14 protein-coding genes are annotated in these 19,912 nt (G+C 69.0%); 9 read left to right on the top strand and 5 right to left on the bottom strand.

The window, feature by feature from the left end; all coding sequences use genetic code 11:
* Nucleotides 1-1,168 precede the first annotated feature (1,168 nt).
* From ACQPWU_RS57530 to ACQPWU_RS57505, 6 genes are all read left to right on the top strand, one after another.
* On the top strand, nucleotides 1,169-2,194 hold the full coding sequence (locus ACQPWU_RS57530; protein ID WP_433435524.1) for a LacI family DNA-binding transcriptional regulator: 1,026 nt from the start codon (nucleotides 1,169-1,171) through the stop codon (nucleotides 2,192-2,194).
* A complete protein-coding gene (locus tag ACQPWU_RS57525; protein ID WP_433435523.1) occupies nucleotides 2,191-3,558 on the top strand; it encodes an ABC transporter substrate-binding protein in 1,368 nt (455 codons plus the stop codon). Before ACQPWU_RS57530 ends, ACQPWU_RS57525 begins: the two co-directional genes overlap by 4 nt.
* Nucleotides 3,555-4,442 (top strand): carbohydrate ABC transporter permease, encoded by an 888-nt coding sequence (locus ACQPWU_RS57520; RefSeq protein ID WP_433435522.1) that lies wholly within the window; start codon nucleotides 3,555-3,557, stop codon nucleotides 4,440-4,442. Before ACQPWU_RS57525 ends, ACQPWU_RS57520 begins: the two co-directional genes overlap by 4 nt.
* On the top strand, nucleotides 4,439-5,344 hold the full coding sequence (locus ACQPWU_RS57515) for a carbohydrate ABC transporter permease (protein ID WP_433435521.1): 906 nt from the start codon (nucleotides 4,439-4,441) through the stop codon (nucleotides 5,342-5,344). The genes ACQPWU_RS57520 and ACQPWU_RS57515 overlap by 4 nt, the downstream gene beginning before the upstream one ends.
* A 20-nt stretch (nucleotides 5,345-5,364) precedes the next feature.
* Nucleotides 5,365-7,440, top strand: coding sequence for a beta-galactosidase (locus ACQPWU_RS57510; protein WP_433435520.1), 2,076 nt, complete (start codon nucleotides 5,365-5,367; stop codon nucleotides 7,438-7,440).
* Between the two features lie 238 nt (nucleotides 7,441-7,678).
* On the top strand, nucleotides 7,679-8,764 hold the full coding sequence (locus ACQPWU_RS57505) for a Gfo/Idh/MocA family protein (RefSeq protein ID WP_433435519.1): 1,086 nt from the start codon (nucleotides 7,679-7,681) through the stop codon (nucleotides 8,762-8,764).
* A gap of 72 nt (nucleotides 8,765-8,836) precedes the next feature.
* Here the strand turns inward: ACQPWU_RS57505 and pstS are convergent, their stop codons facing one another.
* Nucleotides 8,837-9,889: a phosphate ABC transporter substrate-binding protein PstS gene (gene pstS, locus ACQPWU_RS57500; protein ID WP_433435518.1), complete on the bottom strand. Its 1,053-nt coding sequence runs from the start codon at nucleotides 9,887-9,889 to the stop codon at nucleotides 8,837-8,839.
* Nucleotides 9,890-10,040: 151 nt separating this feature from the next.
* Nucleotides 10,041-10,457, bottom strand: a complete 417-nt coding sequence (locus ACQPWU_RS57495) for a PPOX class F420-dependent oxidoreductase (protein ID WP_433435517.1) — start codon at nucleotides 10,455-10,457, stop codon at nucleotides 10,041-10,043.
* Nucleotides 10,458-10,637: 180 nt separating this feature from the next.
* Here ACQPWU_RS57495 and ACQPWU_RS57490 point away from each other — a divergent pair, with 180 nt between their 5' ends.
* Entirely contained in the window at nucleotides 10,638-11,531 is an 894-nt protein-coding gene (locus ACQPWU_RS57490) for a hypothetical protein (RefSeq protein ID WP_433435516.1), read from the top strand.
* A 98-nt stretch (nucleotides 11,532-11,629) separates the two neighbouring features.
* Nucleotides 11,630-12,523, top strand: a complete 894-nt coding sequence (locus ACQPWU_RS57485; protein ID WP_433435515.1) for a class II glutamine amidotransferase — start codon at nucleotides 11,630-11,632, stop codon at nucleotides 12,521-12,523.
* A 94-nt stretch (nucleotides 12,524-12,617) separates the two neighbouring features.
* Here the strand turns inward: ACQPWU_RS57485 and ACQPWU_RS57480 are convergent, their stop codons facing one another.
* The 3 genes from ACQPWU_RS57480 to ACQPWU_RS57470 all read right to left on the bottom strand — a co-directional run bounded on the left by ACQPWU_RS57480 (nucleotide 12,618) and on the right by ACQPWU_RS57470 (nucleotide 17,445).
* The gene (locus ACQPWU_RS57480) at nucleotides 12,618-14,918 is read right to left on the bottom strand and encodes an esterase-like activity of phytase family protein (RefSeq protein ID WP_433435514.1); all 2,301 of its coding nucleotides are present in this window, start codon (nucleotides 14,916-14,918) and stop codon (nucleotides 12,618-12,620) included.
* Between the two features lie 130 nt (nucleotides 14,919-15,048).
* Entirely contained in the window at nucleotides 15,049-16,632 is a 1,584-nt protein-coding gene (locus tag ACQPWU_RS57475) for an alkaline phosphatase D family protein (RefSeq protein WP_433435513.1), read from the bottom strand.
* A gap of 306 nt (nucleotides 16,633-16,938) precedes the next feature.
* On the bottom strand, nucleotides 16,939-17,445 hold the full coding sequence (locus ACQPWU_RS57470; protein WP_433435512.1) for a hypothetical protein: 507 nt from the start codon (nucleotides 17,443-17,445) through the stop codon (nucleotides 16,939-16,941).
* A 121-nt stretch (nucleotides 17,446-17,566) separates the two neighbouring features.
* On the opposite strand from ACQPWU_RS57470, the gene ACQPWU_RS57465 reads away from it, so the two are divergent.
* Entirely contained in the window at nucleotides 17,567-19,756 is a 2,190-nt protein-coding gene (locus tag ACQPWU_RS57465) for an ATP-binding protein (protein WP_433435511.1), read from the top strand.
* The last annotated feature ends 156 nt before the right edge of the window (nucleotides 19,757-19,912 follow it).

Below are 19,912 nucleotides of genomic sequence, written 5' to 3'. Positions count from 1 at the left end.
TGTCCGGTTGACGCTGTCGGCCAGATCGTGGATTTCATCCTGGCTCGGGGGGAGGGGTACCCGGCGATCGGGGGAGGTCTCGGTGATGTGGTCGAGCTCCGCGCGAATGGCGGTCACCGGCCTGAGGGATGCTGTGACGATCCGATGCCCCAGGGCGGTGATGACCGCCGTCAGCAGGACCGCCGCGCCGATCACTGTCGCGGCCAGCCACGGGTCGACAAACGGAGGGATTGTGGGAGAGGCGCTGTAAACGATCCAGTCCTGTCCGGCCCTGTAGGCCGTTTGCGCGACCACAATGTTGCACTGACCGGGCGGGAAGATTCCACCGCATACGACGTCGGTGGTGGTGTGCGTGCGGCCGGGGTCGAGGTCGGCCATGGCCGGCTTGCCCCGTAGCTGCGGCGTCGAGGCGACGACCGCACCTTTGTCGTTGACGATCTGCACGTTGCGTTCCCTGTGCGCAACCAGCGGTCTGACCACGTCGCTGTGCTCCACCTCATAGACCACACGCCCACCGGCCGCGGTGATCTCACTGATGAGATCTTCTGTGGCATATCGATGGATCACGATCAGGAGCGTCGTGGCCAGGAACGCGGACAGCAGAGCCGCCACCACCCCGGTGAACAGGGTGATACGGGCTGTAATGGACATGTGGTGCCAGGTATTCATGTTCTTCCCCTCATCAGGGAAACACATGCGTGGTAGCACTCTGAGAGCGGAAGGGTTCGGTGTCGGCAGCGGTGATCCCAAGGTCCCGCCAATTAACGTCACCTGCGTGGCGTTCCCCCAAACGTTATTCCGAGCCGCTGGCCGGACTCTGTGGTCGCAGGCGCTCGCTGTGGATCGAAAGGCACACGCGAGGCAAAGGGCGGTCAATTAATCCGTGGTATTCCATGCCCTCCCCGGTGTTTCGTATAAGCACTTATGGAGTTGTATCCCTGGCGGGGCCGCCGGTCGGCGGATCGAGGCGGCGGAAGTGGTTCCTCAGCGGCGGGTGCCGCCGTCCGGGCTGATCACCTCGTGGCGACCGCACCCGGCCGTGCGCCGGACCGGGGAAACAATCCGGAAATCTTCTCTTGACAACCAGCTCGCCCCGGGACCACAGTACTAGCCACCTGCTGACTACGTAGTCAGCAGTCTGACTACGTAGTCAGTCCAGGAGCTGTGAATGTCTGAGACCAGGCGCAGACCCCCGGGCAGTACGGATGTCGCCCGACTGGCCGGGGTGTCGCAGAAGACCGTCTCGCGCGTCATGAACGACGAGCCGTACGTGAGCGCCGAGATCCGTGAGCGGGTGCTGGCGGCGGCCCGCGAACTCGGCTACCGGCGCAACACCGCCGCCCGGGCGCTCAACCTGGGCCGCTTTCACCGCATCGGGGTGGTCTCGCTCGGCAGCGCACTCTACGGCCCGGCTTCGCAGCTGATCGAGCTGGAACGGCGGGCCAGGGAGATCGGCTACGCGCTCAGCGTGGTCAACACCCTCGAAGGTGACGACAGAGGCGTGGCGAAGGCCGTGGAGTCTCTGCTGGAGCAGGGCGTGGACGGCATCGTGCTGTCCGAGCCGATAGACGTCGGCGAGGAGCTGCGCATAGACCCAGGTGTCCCGATGCTCAGTTTGGGACCGATCGCCGGGCTCGACGAGACACAGATGATCATCAGCAGCCCTTCCAACGTGGACGCGGGCCGGGAGGCCACCGGGCATCTGCTCGGGCTCGGCCACGCCACCGTGTGGCACGTCGCCGGGCCCAGCAGGTGGTGGGCGGCGCGGGACCGCGTGCGAGGCTGGCGCGAGGCGCTGGCTGCCGCGGGCACCCCCGAACCGCCGATGCTCGAGGGCGACTGGTCGCCGGCGTCGGGCTACGTCGCGGGACAGATCCTCGCAGCGAATCCGGAGGTCACGGCGGTGTTCGTGGCCAATGACGACATGGCGATCGGTGTGCTGCGCGCCCTGGCCGAGGCGGGTCGCGCGGTACCCGAGCAGGTGAGCGTTGTCGGGATGGATGACATCCCAGCCGCCGCGTACCTGTCACCGCCCCTGACCACCATCCACCAGGACTTCAAGGCAACCATCGTGCATGGCTTGGCATTACTCGTTGAGCGAATCGAGGGTGGCTCCGGCACGGCCGCCCAGAACTCCCCTTCCACGCACCTGGTGGTGCGCCGATCAACGAAACCCCCCGAGGAGAAGACATGACCATGTCACGCACCCGGTGGCTCGCCACGGCGGCCGCGGCCACCTTGTGCCTCGCCGGCTGCGGCGGCGGAGGCGGCGCAGAGACCCAGCAACCCGCGGGCGGCCGGCCGCCGGCCACCGTCAGCCAGGCCGACATCGACAAGGCCATGCAGACGCCCACCGAGCTGACCTTCTGGACCTGGGTCCCGGACATCCAGAAGGAGGTGGCGCTGTTCCAGAAGAAGTACCCGGCGATCAAGGTGAACGTGGTCAACGCCGGGCAGGGCGTGCCGCAGTACACCAAGCTGCGCACGGCGCTGAAGGCGGGCAGCGGCGCGCCGGACGTCGTGCAGGTCGAGTATCAGTACATCCCGACCTTCACCATCACCAACAGCCTGCTCGACCTGCGGCCCTACGGCGCGGAGGCGTTGAAGGACAAGTTCGTGGACTGGACCTGGGGCCAGATCACCGGCAAGAACGGCGAGGTCTGGGCGATCCCGCAGGACACCGGCCCGATGGGCATGCTGTATCGCAAGGACATCTTCGACAAGCACGGCATCCAGCCGCCGAAGACGTGGGACGAGTTCGCGGCCGCGGCCCGCAAGCTGCACGCCGCCGACCCGAACCTCTACATCACCAACCTGGCCCCCAACCAGAACGGAGCGTGGATGGGGCTGCTGTGGCAGGCGGGCGGCAAACCCTTCCAGATGGCGGCTGCCGACCAGATCAGCGTTAACGCTAACAATGAGCCGTCCAAGAAGCTCGCGAGCTACTGGGGCGGGCTGGTCAAGGAGGGCGTCGTCTCGACCGACCCGGACTTCACCGACCAGTGGTATCAGGCGCTCAACAAGGGCAAGTACGCCACCTGGCTGACCGCCGCCTGGGGGCCGGTGTTCTTGTCCACCAGCGCCAAGGCCACCAGCGGCAAGTGGCGGGCCGCGCCCCTGCCGCAGTGGGCCGCCGGGGAGAACAAGTCCGGCAACTGGGGCGGCTCCACCAGCGCTGTGATCAAGTCGACGAAGAACCCGATCGCCGCGGCGAAGTTCGCCGAGTTTCTCAACACCGACCCCGAGTCGGCCAAGATGATGGCGACCGAGCAGTTCCTGTTCCCGCCGACCAAGGCGCTGCTGGGCGATGCGGCGTTCGCCGCGCAGAAGCCGGAGTTCTACGGTGGGCAGACCGTCAATCAGGTCTTCGCCGAGATCAGTGACACCGTCTCCGCCGACTTCGGCTGGCCGCCGTTCCTGGATCAGACGGTCAAGGATTGGGACGAGACCGTGGGCAAGTCCCTGGCCGACAAGACCGACCCTGCCGCCGCCCTGGATCAGTGGCAGCAGCGGATCACCACATACGCCGAGGGCCAGGGCTTCAAGGTCGCGAAGTGAGTGTCACGGCAGCGCCGCGAGCCCGCCGGGCGGCGGCCGGATATCTCTTCATCGCGCCTTTCATGGTCGTGTTCGTGGCCATGCTGGTGGTGCCGCTGGCCTACGCCGGCTACCTGAGCCTGTTCAAGCAGCAGCTCATCGGCGGCACCACGTTCGTCGGGCTGGACAACTACGTGCGGGCGCTGACGGATGAGCGGCTGCTCGGCGGCGTGCTGCGGGTGGCCGAGTTCTTCCTCATCCAGGTGCCGCTGATGCTGCTGCTCGGGTTGCTGTTCGCGCTCGCGCTGGACAGCGGCATGCTGTGGCTGTCGCGGTTCATCCGGCTCGGCATCTTCGTGCCGTACGCGGTGCCCAGCGTCGTGGCGGCGCTGATGTGGGGCTACCTGTACGGGCCCGAGTTCGGCCCGATCGCCCAGCTCGCCGAGAGCCTCGGCCTGCCCGCGCCCAAGCTGCTCGGCGGCGACCTCATGCTGGGCTCGCTGGCGAACATCGTGACCTGGGAGTTCGCCGGCTACAACATGATCATCCTGTACGCGGCGCTGCGCGCCATCCCCTCCGAGCTGTACGAGGCTGCGGCCGTGGACGGGGCCGGGGCCTGGCGGACCGCGTGGAGTGTGAAGATCCCGGCGCTGCGGCCCGCCCTGATGATGGCCCTGATCTTCTCGGTGATCGGCAGCTTCCAGCTGTTCAACGAGCCGCAGCTGATGCAGCGCCTGGCGCCCAACGTCATCGACAGCGCCTACACCCCCAACCTGTACGCCTACTCGCTGGCCTTCACCAGCCAGGACCTCAACTACGCGGCGGCGGTGTCGTTCCTGCTCGGGCTCGTCATCGTCGTGGTGTCCTACACCGTCCAGCTCGCCCTCACCCGGAGGCGGACATGACCACCACCGCAACGGCGCCCGCCATGAGGACCGCGAGCACCGCGAGCGCCGGGACCGGCAGGCGGCGCAGCCCTCTCCTGACCCTCGGAATGCTGGCCTTCCTCATCTACTTCCTGCTCCCGCTGTTCTGGCTGCTGGTGGCGTCCACGAAGACCACCGGCGACCTGTTCGCCAGCTTCGGGCTCTGGTTCGGCGACGACTTCGCGCTGCCGGGCAACGTGCGGAACGTGTTCGCCGCCGAGAACGGCGTGTACGGCCGGTGGCTGCTCAACACCGCCCTCTACTCGGTGGTGAGCGCGGGTGGCGCGGCGCTGCTGTGCGCGCTGGGCGGCTACGGGTTCGCCAAGTTCGGCTTCCGCGGCAACAAGGCGCTCTTCGGCCTGGTGCTGGGGGCCATCATGGTGCCGAGCACCGCGCTGGCCATCCCCACCTACCTGATCTTCGCGGAGATCGGGCTGGTCAACACACCGTGGGCGATCATCCTGCCCTCACTGGTGAACCCGTTCGGTCTCTACCTCATGCGGGTCTACGCCGAGGGCGCGGTGCCCGACAGCATCCTGGAGGCTGCCCGCATCGACGGCGCCGGCGAGTTCCGCATCTTCTGGAAGGTCGTGCTGCGGCTGCTCGCCCCGGGCTTCGTCACGGTGCTGCTGTTCACCCTGGTGGCCACCTGGAACAACTACTTCCTGCCCCTGATCATGCTCAACAACCCGTCGCTGTACCCGGTGACCGTGGGCCTGGCCAACTGGGCCGCGCAGGCCTCGGTCGCCGGTGGCAGCGGCGACGTCATCCCGTTGGTCGTCACCGGCTCGCTGCTGTCGATCATCCCGCTGGTTGTGGCGTTCCTGATGCTGCAGCGTTACTGGCAGAGCGGGCTCGCCGCCGGCGGTGTCAAACAATGAATCTCACGGAAGGATCTTTTGTGTCGCGAGTGCTTTTCGGCGCCGCCTACTACCCCGAGTATCACCCCGCCGAGCTGCTGAAGACCGACTTGGACCTGATGGCCGAGGCACGCTTCTCGGCCATCCGGGTGGGCGAGTCGGTCTGGTCCACCTGGGAGCCGGAAAACGGCCGCTTTGACCTGGACTGGTTGCAGCCGACGCTGGACGGGGCGCACGAGCGGGGCATCGGGGTCATCTTGGGCACCCCGACGTACGCGGTGCCGCCATGGCTGGCCCGGCTCTACCCCGAGATCGCCGGCGAGCGGGCCACCGGCCGCCGCATCCCATGGGGCGCCCGCCAGGAGATGGACTTCACCCATCCGGCGTTCCGCTTCCACGCCGAACGGATCATCCGCAAGGTCGTCGAACGCTACGCCGACCACCCGTCGGTCATCGGCTTCCAGGTGGACAACGAGCCGGGGCTGCACCTCCTGCACAACCACGGCGTCTTTCAGCGCTTCGTCGATTGGCTGCGCTCGAAGTACGGCGATGTGGAGACGCTGAACCGAGAGTGGGGACTGGTCTACTGGTCGCACCGGCTGTCGGACTGGGCCGACCTGTGGACCCCGGACGGCAACGCCCAGCCCCAGTACGAGCAGGCCTGGCGACGCTTCCAGGCCGACCAGGTCACCGAGTTCATCGCCTGGCAGGCCGACATCGTGCGAGAGTACGCGCGGCCCGAGCAGTTCGTCACCACCTGCATCGCCTACGACCGGCCCGCCGTGGCCGACGACGACCTGACCCGGCGGCTGGACGTCACCGCGGGCAACCCGTACTACACGATGCAGGACGGGCTCACCCTGCCGGCCGGGCAGAGCAGCGGCCAGCACTGGAAGACCGAGGACACGTGGGCGCTCTACCGGGCGGCCGACCGCATGTACTCCTCCCGGCAGGAACCGTTCCTCGTCACCGAGACCAACGCCCAGGCCATCGGGCCGTCGTGGGTCAACCATCCCGCCTACGACGGGCAGTGGCGGCAGGCCGCCTGGGCGCTCGTCTCCCGGGGCGCCTCCATGATCGAGTACTGGCAGTGGCGGACGCTCGTGTTCGGCACGGAGACGTACTGGGGTGGCGTGCTGCCGCACAGCGGCAGACCCGGGCGCACCTACCGGGAGATCGCCCGTATCGGCGCCGAACTGGAGAAGGCAGGCGACGTGGTAGCCGGCCTGACCCCGGACGCCGACGTCGCCATGCTCTACTCCCACCCCAGCAAATGGGCCATGGCCGCCCAGCCGGCGCTGGCGCTCCCCGACGGTGACCCGGACCGGCGCTCCTACGAAGCCATCTTCGACGCCTTCTACCGGGGCGCGTTCGAGGCCGGGCTACAGACGCGGGTGCTGCACGCCGCTCAGGCCACGGCCGAGAACCCGGCCGAGATCGCGAGGCGCCGGCCGGTGCTGGTGGCCGCCGGGCTGTACGTGGCCGACGACGCCACCCTCGACTGGCTGACCGCCTACGCCGAGGCCGGCGGCCACCTCGTGCTGGGCCCGCGCACCGCGTATGCCGACCATGAGGCCCGGGCGCGCCGCGACGTGCAGCCCGCCCGGCTCGCCGACGCCGCCGGAGCCTGGTACGACGAGTTCAGCAACCTCGACACCGACCTACCCGTACGGGCGGCGGACGGCTCGCCCCTGGACCTGTCCGACACTGCGGCCGGCACCCGCTGGGCCGACGGCCTGCACGCCGACGGGGCACAGGTGCTGGCCGGCTACCGGCATCCGCACTTCGGCCAGTTCGCCGCCGTCACCACCCGCACGCATGGCAGGGGCCGCATCACCTACGTCGGCACCGTCCCGAACGCGCCGCTGGGCGCGGCCCTGTTCCGCTGGCTGGCCCAGGACGCGGGCCCCTGGGGATCGGCGCCGGTCGGCGTCACCTCCACCGGCGCCACCGCGAAGGACGGGCGGCGGCTGCGCTTCCTGCACAACTGGACCTGGCAGGAGACCACTGTGGCGGTCCCGGTCGCCGTGCGCGACATCCTGCACGACACAGCCCACGAGGCGGGCGCGGAACTGCGGCTCGGCCCATGGGACGTGCGCGTCCTGCTGGAGACGTAGCGGCGAAGGGACATCCCCGGCAGCCGTAGCCGGTACGCGGCACGAACCCGGTCCCGCCCCGGCGGGACCCACACCCCCCTCTCAAGTGAGGCACCCCCCATGAAAACGAGACGGCGTCCCCCTCGCCTGCTGCACATAGTGGCTGCGGCTCTCGACGAGATGACGAAAGGTGAATCATGATGATCGATATCCGGCACACCCGGCCCGCGCGGGCCACCTTGAACCTCGGGGAGACATCATGACTGCTCGGCCTGCGGGTCGCTTCGGCGTGGTCGGGAGCGGATGGCGTTCGGAGTTCTTCCTGCGACTGGCCAGGCGGCTTCCCGAGCGGCTGTCGGTGTCGGGCGTGGTCACCCGGACGGCGGAGCGTGGGGCCGAGGTGGAGGCCCGGTGGGGGGTGCCGACGTTCCGCACCGTTGAGGACATGCTGGCCGCGGAGCGCCCGGAGTTCGTCATCCCTTCGGTGCCGTGGCCGGTCACCCCGGAGGTGACCAAGGAGCTGGTCGGGTTCGGCGTCCCCGTGCTGGCCGAGACGCCGCCCGCGGCCGACCTGGACGGGCTGCGCGATTTGTGGTCGGCCGTGGGGTCCAGCGGTCTGGTGCAGGTGGCGGAGCAGTACCTGCACATGCCGGGGCACGCGGCGCGGCTGGCGTTGGTGCGCGAGGGGGTCATCGGGCAGGTGACGTCCGTGCAGATCTCTTCGACGCACCTGTACCACGCGGTGTCGATGATCCGGCACATGCTCGGGGCCGGGTACGAGGACGCGACCGTGCACGCCCGCTCGTTCACCGCCCCGCTCGTGGACCCGCTGTCCAAGGACGGCTGGGCGGGTGAGGTCACGCCCAAGGACGTCGCCACGACGATCGCCACTGTGGAGTTCTCCAGCGGGATGGGCCTGTACGACTTCACCGACAACCAGTGGTGGAACCCGCTCCGAACCCGCCGGATCGTCATCCGGGGGTCGCTGGGGGAGCTGGTGGACGACCGCGTCGTGCGCCTGGCCGACCCCAGGACGCCGGTGGAGTCGCACCTCATACGGCGGCAGACGGGCATCGACCTGAACCTGGAGGGGTTCGACCTCGACCACATCAGCTTCGACGGGCGCGTGGTCTATCGCAACGAGTATCAGGGGGCGCGTTTCTCCGAGGACGACCTGGCCGTCGTCTCGCTGCTGTGCCACATGACGGACTGGTGCCGGGGCGAGGCCCCTGAGCCGTACCCGCTGGCCGAGGGGTGCCAGGATCACCTCATCAGCTTGGCGATCGGCGAGTCGCTGCGTACGGGCGCGGGCGTCACGACGGCGCAGGAGGCCTGGGCACGCTAGGCGAACTCGACGACCTGCGATCCATCAGCCGAAAATCCGCCGCCACAGGCATGGACAACTAGCGGTACAGGATCAGCTCATGGCGTCGAGCCGGTTGCGGACCTTGACGAGCAGGTTGCGTGGGAGCGGGCCGTAGCCGTACAGGGAGAGGTAGGACTGGCCGGCGTCGCTGGCGGTGTAGTGCAGGAAGGTGCGCACCAGGGGGTCGGAGGTGGTCGAGCAGGTGATCTCGTAGGTGATCAGGACGATGGGATAGGCGCCTTTGCCTTTGGTCCGGTAGTCGAAGGCCACGACCAGGTCGCCGTTCTTGCCGATGATGCGGGCGTCTTGCAGGGCTTTGGTGGCGCTTTGGGGGGAGAGAGCGACGTATTCGCCGGAGGCGTTGCGGATTTGAGCGGTTTGCAGCCGGACATTGCTGGCGAAGCCGTATTCGACGTATCCGAGAGCGCCCTCGGTTTGCGCGATGGCTTGGGTGATGCCGAGGGAGCCGGCGACGCCTTGGCCGGCGCCGGTCCAGGTGCGTGAGGGCGAGTGTGGCCATCCGCCGGCGGCTTGGAGGTAGGTGGTGAAATTGTGTGTGGTGCCCGAATCGTCGGAGCGGTGGAAGAGCCGGATGGGGGAGTGCGGCAGGGCGGTTCGCGGGTTGTCCGCGGCGATCTGGGGGGCGTCCCAGGTGGTGACCTGGCCGGTGAAGATACCGGTCAGGGTGGCGGGGGAGAGTTTGAGGTCCGGTACGGTCGGCAGGTTGTAGGCGAGGGCGATGGGGCCGATCACCATGGGCAGGTGTACGGCTCTGCTGCCGCAGCGCCGGTCGGCCAGGGCTTGTTCGGAGGGTCGCATGGCGACGTCGGCGCCGGCGAACGTGGTGGTCCCGGTGATGAAGTCGCGGATGCCGGCTCCCGATCCGTTGGGCCGGTAGTACACCTGCAGGTCGGGGTGGATGCGGTTGAACTCCGCACGCCAGGCGTCCATCGCGCCTTTCTGCGCGGTCGAGCCCGACCCGGAGATCGACGCGGCGACCGGGGAGCTCTTGGGTGCGTCCTCCCTGGGCAACAACGCGGTCCCGCTCAGGCCGGCGGCCAGGATGAGGGCGACGACCAGACCTGAGCCCACGATCCATTTCAAGGGAAACACATTTTTTAATTATATGAACCGGAAATGTTGGGCACGTTTAATCGCCGTCAAGCTCCCGGGCATAATCGGTCCTCGAACCACAAGTTGAGCCCGTGAGCGCCTTGATTGCTATTGACGGTAGGGCCTCGAGGAGGCCTGTTGTTCAGCCGGCGACGGCTCGCTGGGCGATCACCCTGTCGGCACGCAGCCGTACCAGGTACTCCCCGGGGGCGGCGTTGCGCATGCCGTACTCCTCGGCTCGCTCATCTCCCATGTATCGCCGGGCGATTTCGGTGGCCCACACCAGCATTTCCTCCAGGTCGAGCGAGAGGGTGACATCGCCCTTGATCAGTACGTAGGAGTACGGAGGGTCCTGGTCGTCCACGCACAATGCGGCCCGGGGGTCACGGCTCAGGGCCTTGCCCTTGAGGCCGGTCTCGGAGGTGGTGAAGACCACTTCGTCTTCGTCGAGCAGAAACCAGACCGGCGTGACGTGCGGCATGCCGTCAGCCGGAGCCACCGCCAGCTTTCCGGTGCGCGTCCCGGTCATGATGAACTGACGCCATTCGTCATCACTCATTCGTTCCATGACGCTACGCTACGCTACATTCCAGCTGGCCGGACCTTAAGCCATCCCTCGAGATCATGGACGTGGAGCGGCACTCCTTGCATAGCCGGTTCAGGCGTCCGATATGGTCTATTTTGGTCATGTCTATGCTCGGTCTTGGGGGTCAATGCCGTGCGCGGAAGGCTGCTGATCGTGGCTCTTGTCTTGAGCCTGTCCGGCTGCGGTGTGGTCCCCAGGCTGGTCTCCAGGCCCGCCGACGCGCCCACGCCGACCCCGGTGACCTCACAGGCCACGCCTCCCGCGAGCGCCGCCCCCACACCCTCGGCGACCAGGGCGGCGCTGACCATCCCCCGGGCCAGGCAGGCCGTGCAGGAGTGGGTGGGCAAGTACAACGCGACGCTCAAGAGGCGCAAGTGGTGGCAATCGAACGCCCGGCTCGACGCGCTGTTCGTCGAGGGGGCGCTGCACGAGGGTGTGCTCGAACGCAACCATGAGGACTTCGGGTGGAAGACGGAGCACAAGCCGATCAACCCGGCGGGCCCCCCGACGGTCTTCCTGCCCCGGCCGGAGCGGCAGCCGTCGGTCGGGGACTGGTTCATCGCGCAGGCGACCTACAAGGACACCAAGGGCCATGTCCGCCCGCACGTGCTCGCGTTCTTCCGCTCCCCCGGGCAGTCCTTCAGGCTGGCCGTCGCGACCCCGATCCACTGGGGCCGGCGGATGCCCAAGCCGCTGCTCGACGCCGACGGCTACGTCACCGACATGGACAACTCCATGGCGCGCGCCGTGACCAAGGAGTACCGGAACTTCTGGAACGGCGAGAGGAAGAAGGAGGGCGACTCCGGCTACCGCCTGGCCAGGAACAGCTACAGCCGCAAGGCGTTCCCCGCGGTCAACAAGGGGGCGTACGTCGGGTTCGCCGGCACCGGTTCGGTCTTCGGCTTCCGTACGGCCGACGGGGGCTCCTTCTTCCTGTTCGCCCTGCTCAATGACTCCAAGAGCGTCAACAACGTGCTGAGCGAAGCGCTGCTGGTGCCCAAGGGCAGCACCACCATCCAGGAACTCGGCGCCAACTGGTTCTCCTAGGCGGCCGGGCCGGGACAGGGGAGTACGGCAACGGGTTCTGGGCAGATCTGCCGTACCTCGGCGGTGCGGCAGATGGAGGAGGTGGCGAGGTGTGTCGTTTGTTCGGCCTGAGCAGCGCTCCTCAACGCACGCATGCCACGTTCTGGCTGCTGGAGGCCCCGGACAGCCTGAGGGAGCAGAGCCAACGTGAGCCGGACGGGACCGGATTGGGGTATTTCGATGCCGATGGCACCCCGGAGGTCCACAAGGCGCCCATCGCCGCCTACGAAGACCGGTGCTTCGCCGAAGAGGCCAAGGAGGCGGAATCCACCACCTTCATCGCCCACATCCGTTTTGCGTCCATCGGCGGTCTGGAAGATCGCAATACCCATCCCTTCCTGCAGGAGGGGCGGCTCTTCGCCCACAACGGGGTGATCGAGGGCCTGGACGAACTCGACGCGGAGCTGGGAGAGGATCGGTCGCTGGTCAAGGGAGACACCGATTCCGAGCGGTTCTTCGCCCTGATCACCCGCGAGACCAGGGCGCTGGGCGGGGACGTCACCGCCGGCCTCCAGCGCGCCGCCCGGTGGATCGCCCGGAATCTTCCCGTTTACTCCCTCAATCTGGTCCTCACCGCCCCGGGGGAGCTGTGGGCACTGCGTTACCCCGACACGCACAAGTTGTATGTGCTCCCGCGTTCCGCCGGCGGCCACCACGGCGACCGGCACCTCGACCACACGGGCACTGGCGGCCACATGCGCATTCGTTCCCGCGACCTGTCCGGTGCCCCCGCGTTCGTGGTCGCCAGCGAACGTATGGACGACAACCCCTACTGGCGCATGATGGAGCCCGGCGAACTCCTTCACGTCGGGCCGGACCGCAGGACCCACCGGGTCGTCTTGCACGAACAGCCGACGTACCGGCTGAGCCTTACCGACCTGCATCCCAAGGCCGCGGCCTCGCAAACAGGCGCCGGCGAAATCGGTCGAGCCACGAGTCGGCGCGCGACTTGATGAACTCAGATATCACCCACAGGCCGCCGGCGATGTGCCGGCGGCCGTTCGGGATTCAGCTGTCCGCGGCGGCTCGGGGGAGTGCCGCGATGGTTCAGCGGTGGCCGAAGATCTTCTTGCTGGAGCCGAGACGGAGGAAGACCGTCTCACCGGTCGCATCGGCCAGGCCGTCGTTGTCCGTCATGGCGTAGACCTGGCCGTCGCCGCCCACTGTCAGCCCTTCGAGCTTCTCCTGTGTCCAGCCGTTCGTGGCGCGCAGGTCGGGGAGCACGTCGTGGGCGAGCTGCTTGGGCAGGACCTGCAGCGGGCCGGACGGGGCGGCGGACTTCGGCATCTCGACCGTGTACACGCGCTTGATCACGGCGGCAGGGCCGTTCAGCTTGTCCCGCTCGATGAGGGCGAGCTTGTCGCCGACCGCGGTGATCTCGGACAGGCCGATCCAGTCGCCGGGGGTGGCGGTGGTGCCGATCTGGTAGCCGTACCAGCTCCAGGTGCCGGCCTGCACGTCGTAGCGGCCGAGCCGGACGATCCCGGTCGGGTCGCCCTTGACCTCGCGCTGCAGGGTGGCCCAGACGACCTCGCGGCCGTCGCCGTCGGTGGTGGCGGTGACGCCTTCGAAGCCCTGCTTGCCCAGGCCCGCGGCGACGTCCGCCGGGAGCGGGACGACTTGCTGGGTCACGCCGTCGTGGTCGAGCCGGACCAGCTTGTTGCCGCCGCCGGTGGCACCCTCGACGGCGAGCCAGAAGCCGCCCTGGGGCCGGGCGAAGATGCCTTCGGCGTCGTAGCCGACCGGCTTGCCGTCGGCGTCCTTGACGGTGAGCGCCTGGGTGATGACCGCCGGCCGGCGCGACGTGTCGATGGTCATGATCTCGGTGACGGAGTACGCCGCGTCGGTGACGGTGTACAGCTCGTGCGGCATGCCGGGGACGGCGGACAGCGCGCCGAGCGCGCCCCAGCCGATCGGCGCGCCGGAGGAGTCCGGGGCCGACACGATGCTCGGGAACGCGGGGGTGCCCGCGCCCAACTGGAACAGGCTCACCGAGGCCCGCACGTTGACTGAGGCGTCGTCCTCCTCGCTGGAGACCGCGAGCAGGTCGCGCGACGGGATCGCCAGCAGTCCTTCGGGGCCGTTGGTGGTGGCCAGCACCTGGCGGAAGACCGGGGCGGTCGGCCGGCTCAGGTCGTAGACGGCGACGAAGTTGCTCCGCTCGGAGCCGACGAAGGCGTACCGCACACCGTGGAAGGTGGCGACGACCACGCCCTCCGGCTCGGTGCCCTTCTTGCCCGCGCGGTCCTCGTTGTGCAGGCCGTAGCGGACGGCGATCCGCTCGAAGCTGTTGCCCGCGTCCCAGGCGACCTCGCCGGTACGGCTGTCGAAGACGGACCAGCCCCGGGTGCCGCCCTTCCAGTCGCCCTCGTTGGCGGTGGCGAGGTAGCGGTCGTCGATCCAGTTGATGGCGTCGGGCTCGCGCCGTACGTCGGTGATCGAGCCCGTCTGGTCGATCACGCCGTCCTTGACGGTGTCGATGCCGTCCACCGTGGCCGTGCCGGCGCTGAAGGCCTTGGTGATCTTGCCCGTCGGCAGGTCCACCAGGACGATGCCGTTGTTCTCCTGCAGCGTCACGGCCAGCTGGTTGCGGCTGTTGACGGAGACGTACTCCGGCTCCGGGTCGGTGGGCTCGACGATTCCGGCGTCGGCCAGCACGGGCAGCGCGGTGCCGTCGGGCCGGGTCAGCGGCACGGACCGGGTGCGCCACTGCTGCGGCGAGGTGCCCTTGAGGTCGACGATCTGCACGAAACCGGCCGGGGCCTGGGGCAGGCCGCCCTTCTCGCCCCCGGGCGGGGTCGCTGCCTCGTCGCGCTCGTTCTCGATCGCGATGGCGGCGTACCGCTTGTCCTTGGAGATCGTGATGGAGTCCGGCTGGCCGCCGAGGTCGAAGCTGGTGACCCGCTTGCGGTCGCGCAGCGATATGACGTCGAGCCGCCCCGACGGGGTGGAGTAGCCGGCGCTGGTGTTCACCACGACCAGGACGTACTGGCCGAGCACGGCCACCGAGGTCGGCTCGTCCTCGGCGTCGCCGAGCGCCGCCAGCGACAGCGTGCCGAGCCCGTGCGGGCTGCCGGGCGTGCTGATGTCGAGGAAGCCGATCCGCCGGGCCAGCGCGTCGGTGTAGATCAGGGTCCGGCCGTCCTCGCTGACCGCCGAGATCTCGGCGACGGTCGCCGAGGCCGGGTCCTCATCGGCCGGCCGGTTCTGGAAGACCGGATACGTGGCCGTGCGCTGGAAGACCGGCGGCACGTGCGGCTGGTCGGCACTCGCGGGGCTCGCACCGACCAGCGTGCCGGCAGCGACAGCCACGGTCGTCAGCACGGCGTGGGTTTTCTTGGACAGCATCGTCTCTCCGTCACGCTCCAACAGGAGACGAAGCCTCACATAAGCGGACAATCGCCGCTCATCATCCAGGTGAACAGCAGCCGAAGACGACTCGTGTACCTCGGTCCAGCAGGATCTGGGCGACCCGGTGTCAGCGGCGTTCGGGGTCGAGCGTCTGCGTGAAGAGAGCCCCGCCCTCGACGTCCTTGAGGGTGACGGTCAGCTGCTTCGTGCCCGGGTCGATGTCGACCTGGCCGAAGAACTGGTAGCCCTCCAGCGGCGAGGTGGACGCCCGCGGCGGCACGGCCTGGAAGACGGCCTCCGGGCCGAAGGTCGCGTCGAGCGCGTTCGGGCCGAAAGCGCCTGCGTTGAGCGGACCGGAGACGAACTCCCAGAACGGGTCGAAGTCCTGGTACGCCGCCCGGTCGGGGTGGTAGTGGTGCGCGGCGGTGTAGTGCACGTCGGCGGTGAGCCAGACGTGGTTGCGGATGCCGAGCCGCTTGATCTGCGTGAGGAGGTAGGCGATGTCGAGCTCGCGGCCCAGCGGCGCACCCGGGTCGCCGTTGGACGACGACTCCTGGTTGCCGCCGTCGGGCACGACGAGGCCGATCGGCAGGTCGTTGGCGATCACCTTCCAGGTCGCCTTCGACGCCTTGAGCTCGCGCAGCAGCCACGCGGTCTGCTCCTTGCCGAGCAGGCCACCGTCTGCGACGGTCTCGCGGCCGGTGGTGTTCGGGTCCTTGTAGGTGCGCATGTCGAGGATGAACAGATCCATCAGCGGTCCGTAGGACAGCTTGCGGTAGACGCGGCCAACCTTGTCCGGCGAGACCGGCGAGACCGGGATGTACTCGTGGAACGCCTGGCGGGCACGAGCCGCCAGCGGGTCCACGAGCGTGCCGTCGGGGAACCCGGCGCGCCCGACCAGGACCTCCCCGGGGTACCAGTTGTTGAGCACCTCGTGGTCGTCCCACTGGGCGACGATCGCGGTCTCGGCGAGGAAGGCGCGCCAGTTGTCGGCGAGCAGGTTGTACTTGAACTGGCCGCGGTACTGGTCGAGCGTCTGCGCGACCGCGGTCTTCTCCTCGATCACCAGGTTGCGCCAGATCCGTCCGTCGGGCAGGGTCACGGTCTCGGTGACCGGCCCGTCGGAGTACACGTTGTCACCGGAGGAGAGGAAGAAGTCGGCGTTCGCCGCGCGCATCGCGTCGGCGATCCGGAACCCGCCCAGGTCGGGGTTGACGCCCCAGCCCTGGCCGGCGATGTCGCCGGACCAGATGAAGCGGATCGGGCGGTGGCCGTCGTGCCGGCCCAGGCCCGCGCGGAAGCGGCCGACGAGCGGCTCGCTGCTGCGGTCGTGGTCGTGCTGGTCGGCGGCGGTGATCCGGTAGTAGAGGTCGGTGGCGGTGGGCAGGCCGCGCACGTTGATCTGGCCGGTCAGATCCGAGGCGGGGGTGACGGTCGGCCCGGTGACGCTACGCAGGATCCGGCGGAAGGAGGGGTCTGTGGCGATCTCCGCACGCAGACGGGCAGGACGGTCGACGCGGGTCCACAGGGAGACGGAGCCGTCGACGGCGTCGCCGGCCTGGATGCCGTGGGTGAGGACGGGTCGGTTGGCCAGTATCTGCCCGGGGCCGCGGCGGGCGAAGGCAGGAGAGCTGAGCACAGGGGGAAGGGCGAGCCCGACTCCGAGGGCGGTCGTGCCCCGGAGCAGCGTGCGGCGGTTGAGCGCAGTCATGCGCAGAGCTTGGTGCGATCCAGACAACACCGGGTAACGCGCCGGGAACCAGGTGCTGAAGCCGGAGCGATCAGCGAGTACGCCGCCACGCGGACCAGCAGCATCCCGAGCCCGCCACCCTCGAACGGCTCGGCGTCGCCGGCGCGTGCGCGCTCGTCCTGCGCGCGCCGGTCCAGGCTGACGCCGGGGTACGAGACACGGCAGCTCGGTAGTGACCAAGAGAGGGCGACTGCTCGGTGGTGGCGCAGAGGGGCGACTGCGAACGGGGCGCCCTCGGCCGGAGGGCGCCCCGTTCCTGCATGGTCGCTAGAACTGCGAAACCGTCAGCACCACCGCGTAGTGCGAGGACGCCGTGGACCCGAACCGCTGGTCGTTGACGACGGCGCCGTATCCCGCACCGCCGGCCCAGTTCAGCCGCATGACCGGCGGCCGGGAGCCGAAGTCCACGCGGCCGACCATTTCGGTGAACGCGCTGCTTCCACCGATGGCCGCCGCGTTGTGGGCGGAGAAGGAGACGGTGTTCCCGCGCACCTGGTACCTTCCCCGGAGCGGGTACAAATCGGTGCGTACGTTGGTGGTGTCGAAGGCGAACGTCCCGTTGGAGTAGAAGACCCAGACCGCGTTGACCACCCGGTTGTACGCCGACGTCTGCCAGGCCGCCTGCCCGGCGAGCTGCTGGAACTGCAGGATCTGCTGAGTGCGTAGCCGTACCGTGCCGCTGTCCGCGGCAACTGTGGCCTGGGCGCTGGTGGTGGACAGCAGCATGGCGGCCGCGAGTGCTGTGGCGACGGCGAGAGTCAGCCTGCGGATCATTGTTTCCCTCCCTGTCCGGACGCTTGCCGGTGACCTCGACGCTAGGAACGAGGCTCTCCGGCGACCACGAGGTTGGGCCCACAGCTCGCTCACAGGAGCGACCCGCATCTATCGTGGGTTAATGGCCGAGGAGTCCTTCGCTCAGCTCTTACGCCGGCTCCGGATCAGTGTGGGGCTCACCCAGGAAGAACTCGCCCACCGCTCCACCGTCAGCGCGCGCTCGATCAGCGATCTGGAACGTGCCATCTACCGCACCGCGCGCAAGGAAACCGCTCGGCTGCTGGCCGACGCGCTGGAGTTGTCCGGCACCGTACGCGCCCAGTTCGAGTCGACGGCGCGCGGCAAGGCCACCGACCCGGCCCTGTCGGCTGTGCTGTCGCTACCCGTGCCGCTCACCCCGCTGATCGGCCGCGAGTCCGAGATCGCCACCGTCTGCACGCTGCTGCAGCGCCAGGACGTGCGCCTGCTCACCCTGACCGGGGTAGGCGGAGTGGGCAAGACCCGCGTCTGCCTTGCCGTGGCCCAACGCCTGTCCCCTGACTACCCCGACGGCGTGTTCTTCGCCGACCTGACCGCCGCGGGCACCCCCGAGCTGGCGCTGTCGGCGATCGCCCAGGCTGTAGGGGTCCGCGACGACGGGGCCACCCCGCTCGCCCGCACCCTCGTCAGCCACCTGCGTGGACGGCAGTGCCTGCTCGCCGCCGACAATTTCGAACATCTCGCGGACCGGGCGGCGGAGATCGTCGGCGGCCTGCTCGCCGAGTGCCCCGCGCTGACCTGCCTGGTGACGAGCCGCCGCACATTGCCCCTGCGCGGCGGCCACGAGGTGGCGATCCAGCCGCTGCACGTCGACGCCGCCGTCGCGCTGTTCGCCCGGTGCGTGCAGGCCCACTGGCGTGAATGGAGCCCCGAGGAGGCCGGTCCCGAGGTCGTGGCGGAGATCTGCGCACGGCTGGACGGTCTGCCCCTGGCCCTGGAGCTCGCTGCGGCCCGTATGAAGCTGCTGTCTGCTGAGGAGCTCCTGGACCGGCTCGCCCTCGGCGACGCCCTTCGCGCCACCCTGGACTGGAGCTACGGGTTGCTCGACGAGCGCGCCCGCACCCTCTTCACCCGCCTGTCGGTGTTCTCCGGCGGGTGGACGCTGGAAGCCGTCGAGGAGATCTGCCGCTGCCGGCTCGACGATCTCGCCACGCTCGTCGACAACAGCCTGATCCACCGGTCCGGTGGCCGGTTCGTTCTCCTGGAGTCCGTTCGTCAGTACGCCGAGGAGCTCCTGACCGAGGAGGAGGCGGCCGACATCGCCTCGCGCCACCTCGACTGGTTCGTCGCGCTCGCCGAGACGGCCGACCGCGAACTAGTCGGAGCCGGCCAGCGGCGCTGGCTCGACCTGCTGGCCGGCGACCATGACAACCTCCGGTGCGCGATCGGCAACGCGCTGGCGACCGGTGACGCCACCCGCGCCCAGCGGCTGACCGGGGCTCTCTGGCGTTTCTGGGAGATGTGCGGGCACCTCGCGGAGGGCCGCGCCTGGCTGGGGAAGGCGCTCGACCTGCCCGGCGACAGTCCGCCGCTGGTCCGGGGGCTGGCCTTCAAGGCAGCGGGGAACCTGGCCAGAGACCAGGGAGACGTGGCGGAAGCGCGGGAGCTGCACACCCGGAGCCTCGAGCTCCTCGAGTCCGCCGGCTACCCGACGGGCGTCGCGACTGCCCTCAACAACCTCGGCAACATCCTGCTCGACGAAGGCGACCACGAAGCCGCAGCGGCCTACTACGAGCAGAGCCTGGAGCGATTCCGCCTGCTGGGCGACGGCCCCCACATTGCCCTGCTGCTCAACAATCTGGCGCTGGCCCTGCGCAAGACACCCGCCACGCTCTCCCGCGCCGAGTCGCTGGCGCGGGAGAGCGTGGCGGAGTTCCACAAGCTGAAGGACAAGCGCGGCGAGGCCCGCGCGCTGGAGACGCTGGCCCGCATCCTCGACCACACCGGAGACCACCGCGCCGGGGCTGACCTGCACCGGCAGGCCGTCGAACTCCGCCACGCCGTCAACGACCGGGGCGGGCTGGCGCGCTCGCTCGAGGGCCTGGCACACGCGCGGGCGGCGGTGGGCGAATCGGAGCTTCCCGCCTGGCTCCTGGGACACGCAGCCGCCATCAGGGCCGCCACCGGCGACTTCCGCAACGCTGACGACGAGTTCGAATGGCAGGGCACCGTGCGAGACCTGCGCGGCAGCCTGGGTCCCGAGGCCTTCGACGCCCAGTGGTCCGCCGGCCAGGCCGCGACCACCGAGGAAGCCGTTCGCCGCTGCGGCTAGGGGCGAAAATCCCCAGCCGTACGAGAACGCTCGCGGTGTGACCGACTCATGACGCAGCTGTCGAAGGTTGACCAGCCGGCGATCGTCTGGGCGATCCGCAGGTCCCCCCGCCGTGACGGTGCGCCGCGGCGGGGTCGGCCGGCACCAACGAGGGCG

The sequence above is a fragment of the Nonomuraea sp. CA-141351 genome (assembly GCF_050944675.1).
GTDB lineage: Bacteria > Actinomycetota > Actinomycetes > Streptosporangiales > Streptosporangiaceae > Nonomuraea.
This window is presented reverse-complemented; position numbering and strand designations above follow the sequence as displayed.

Coding starts and splice junctions, on each gene's coding strand:
- ACQPWU_RS57475 (WP_433435513.1), bottom strand. CDS start 16,632: ATGACTGCGCTCAACCGCCGCACGCTGCTCCGGGGCACGACCGCCCTC.
- ACQPWU_RS57530 (WP_433435524.1), top strand. CDS start 1,169: ATGTCTGAGACCAGGCGCAGACCCCCGGGCAGTACGGATGTCGCCCGA.
- ACQPWU_RS57525 (WP_433435523.1), top strand. CDS start 2,191: ATGACCATGTCACGCACCCGGTGGCTCGCCACGGCGGCCGCGGCCACC.
- ACQPWU_RS57495 (WP_433435517.1), bottom strand. CDS start 10,457: ATGAGTGATGACGAATGGCGTCAGTTCATCATGACCGGGACGCGCACC.
- ACQPWU_RS57470 (WP_433435512.1), bottom strand. CDS start 17,445: ATGATCCGCAGGCTGACTCTCGCCGTCGCCACAGCACTCGCGGCCGCC.
- ACQPWU_RS57505 (WP_433435519.1), top strand. CDS start 7,679: ATGACTGCTCGGCCTGCGGGTCGCTTCGGCGTGGTCGGGAGCGGATGG.
- ACQPWU_RS57515 (WP_433435521.1), top strand. CDS start 4,439: ATGACCACCACCGCAACGGCGCCCGCCATGAGGACCGCGAGCACCGCG.
- ACQPWU_RS57465 (WP_433435511.1), top strand. CDS start 17,567: ATGGCCGAGGAGTCCTTCGCTCAGCTCTTACGCCGGCTCCGGATCAGT.
- ACQPWU_RS57480 (WP_433435514.1), bottom strand. CDS start 14,918: ATGCTGTCCAAGAAAACCCACGCCGTGCTGACGACCGTGGCTGTCGCT.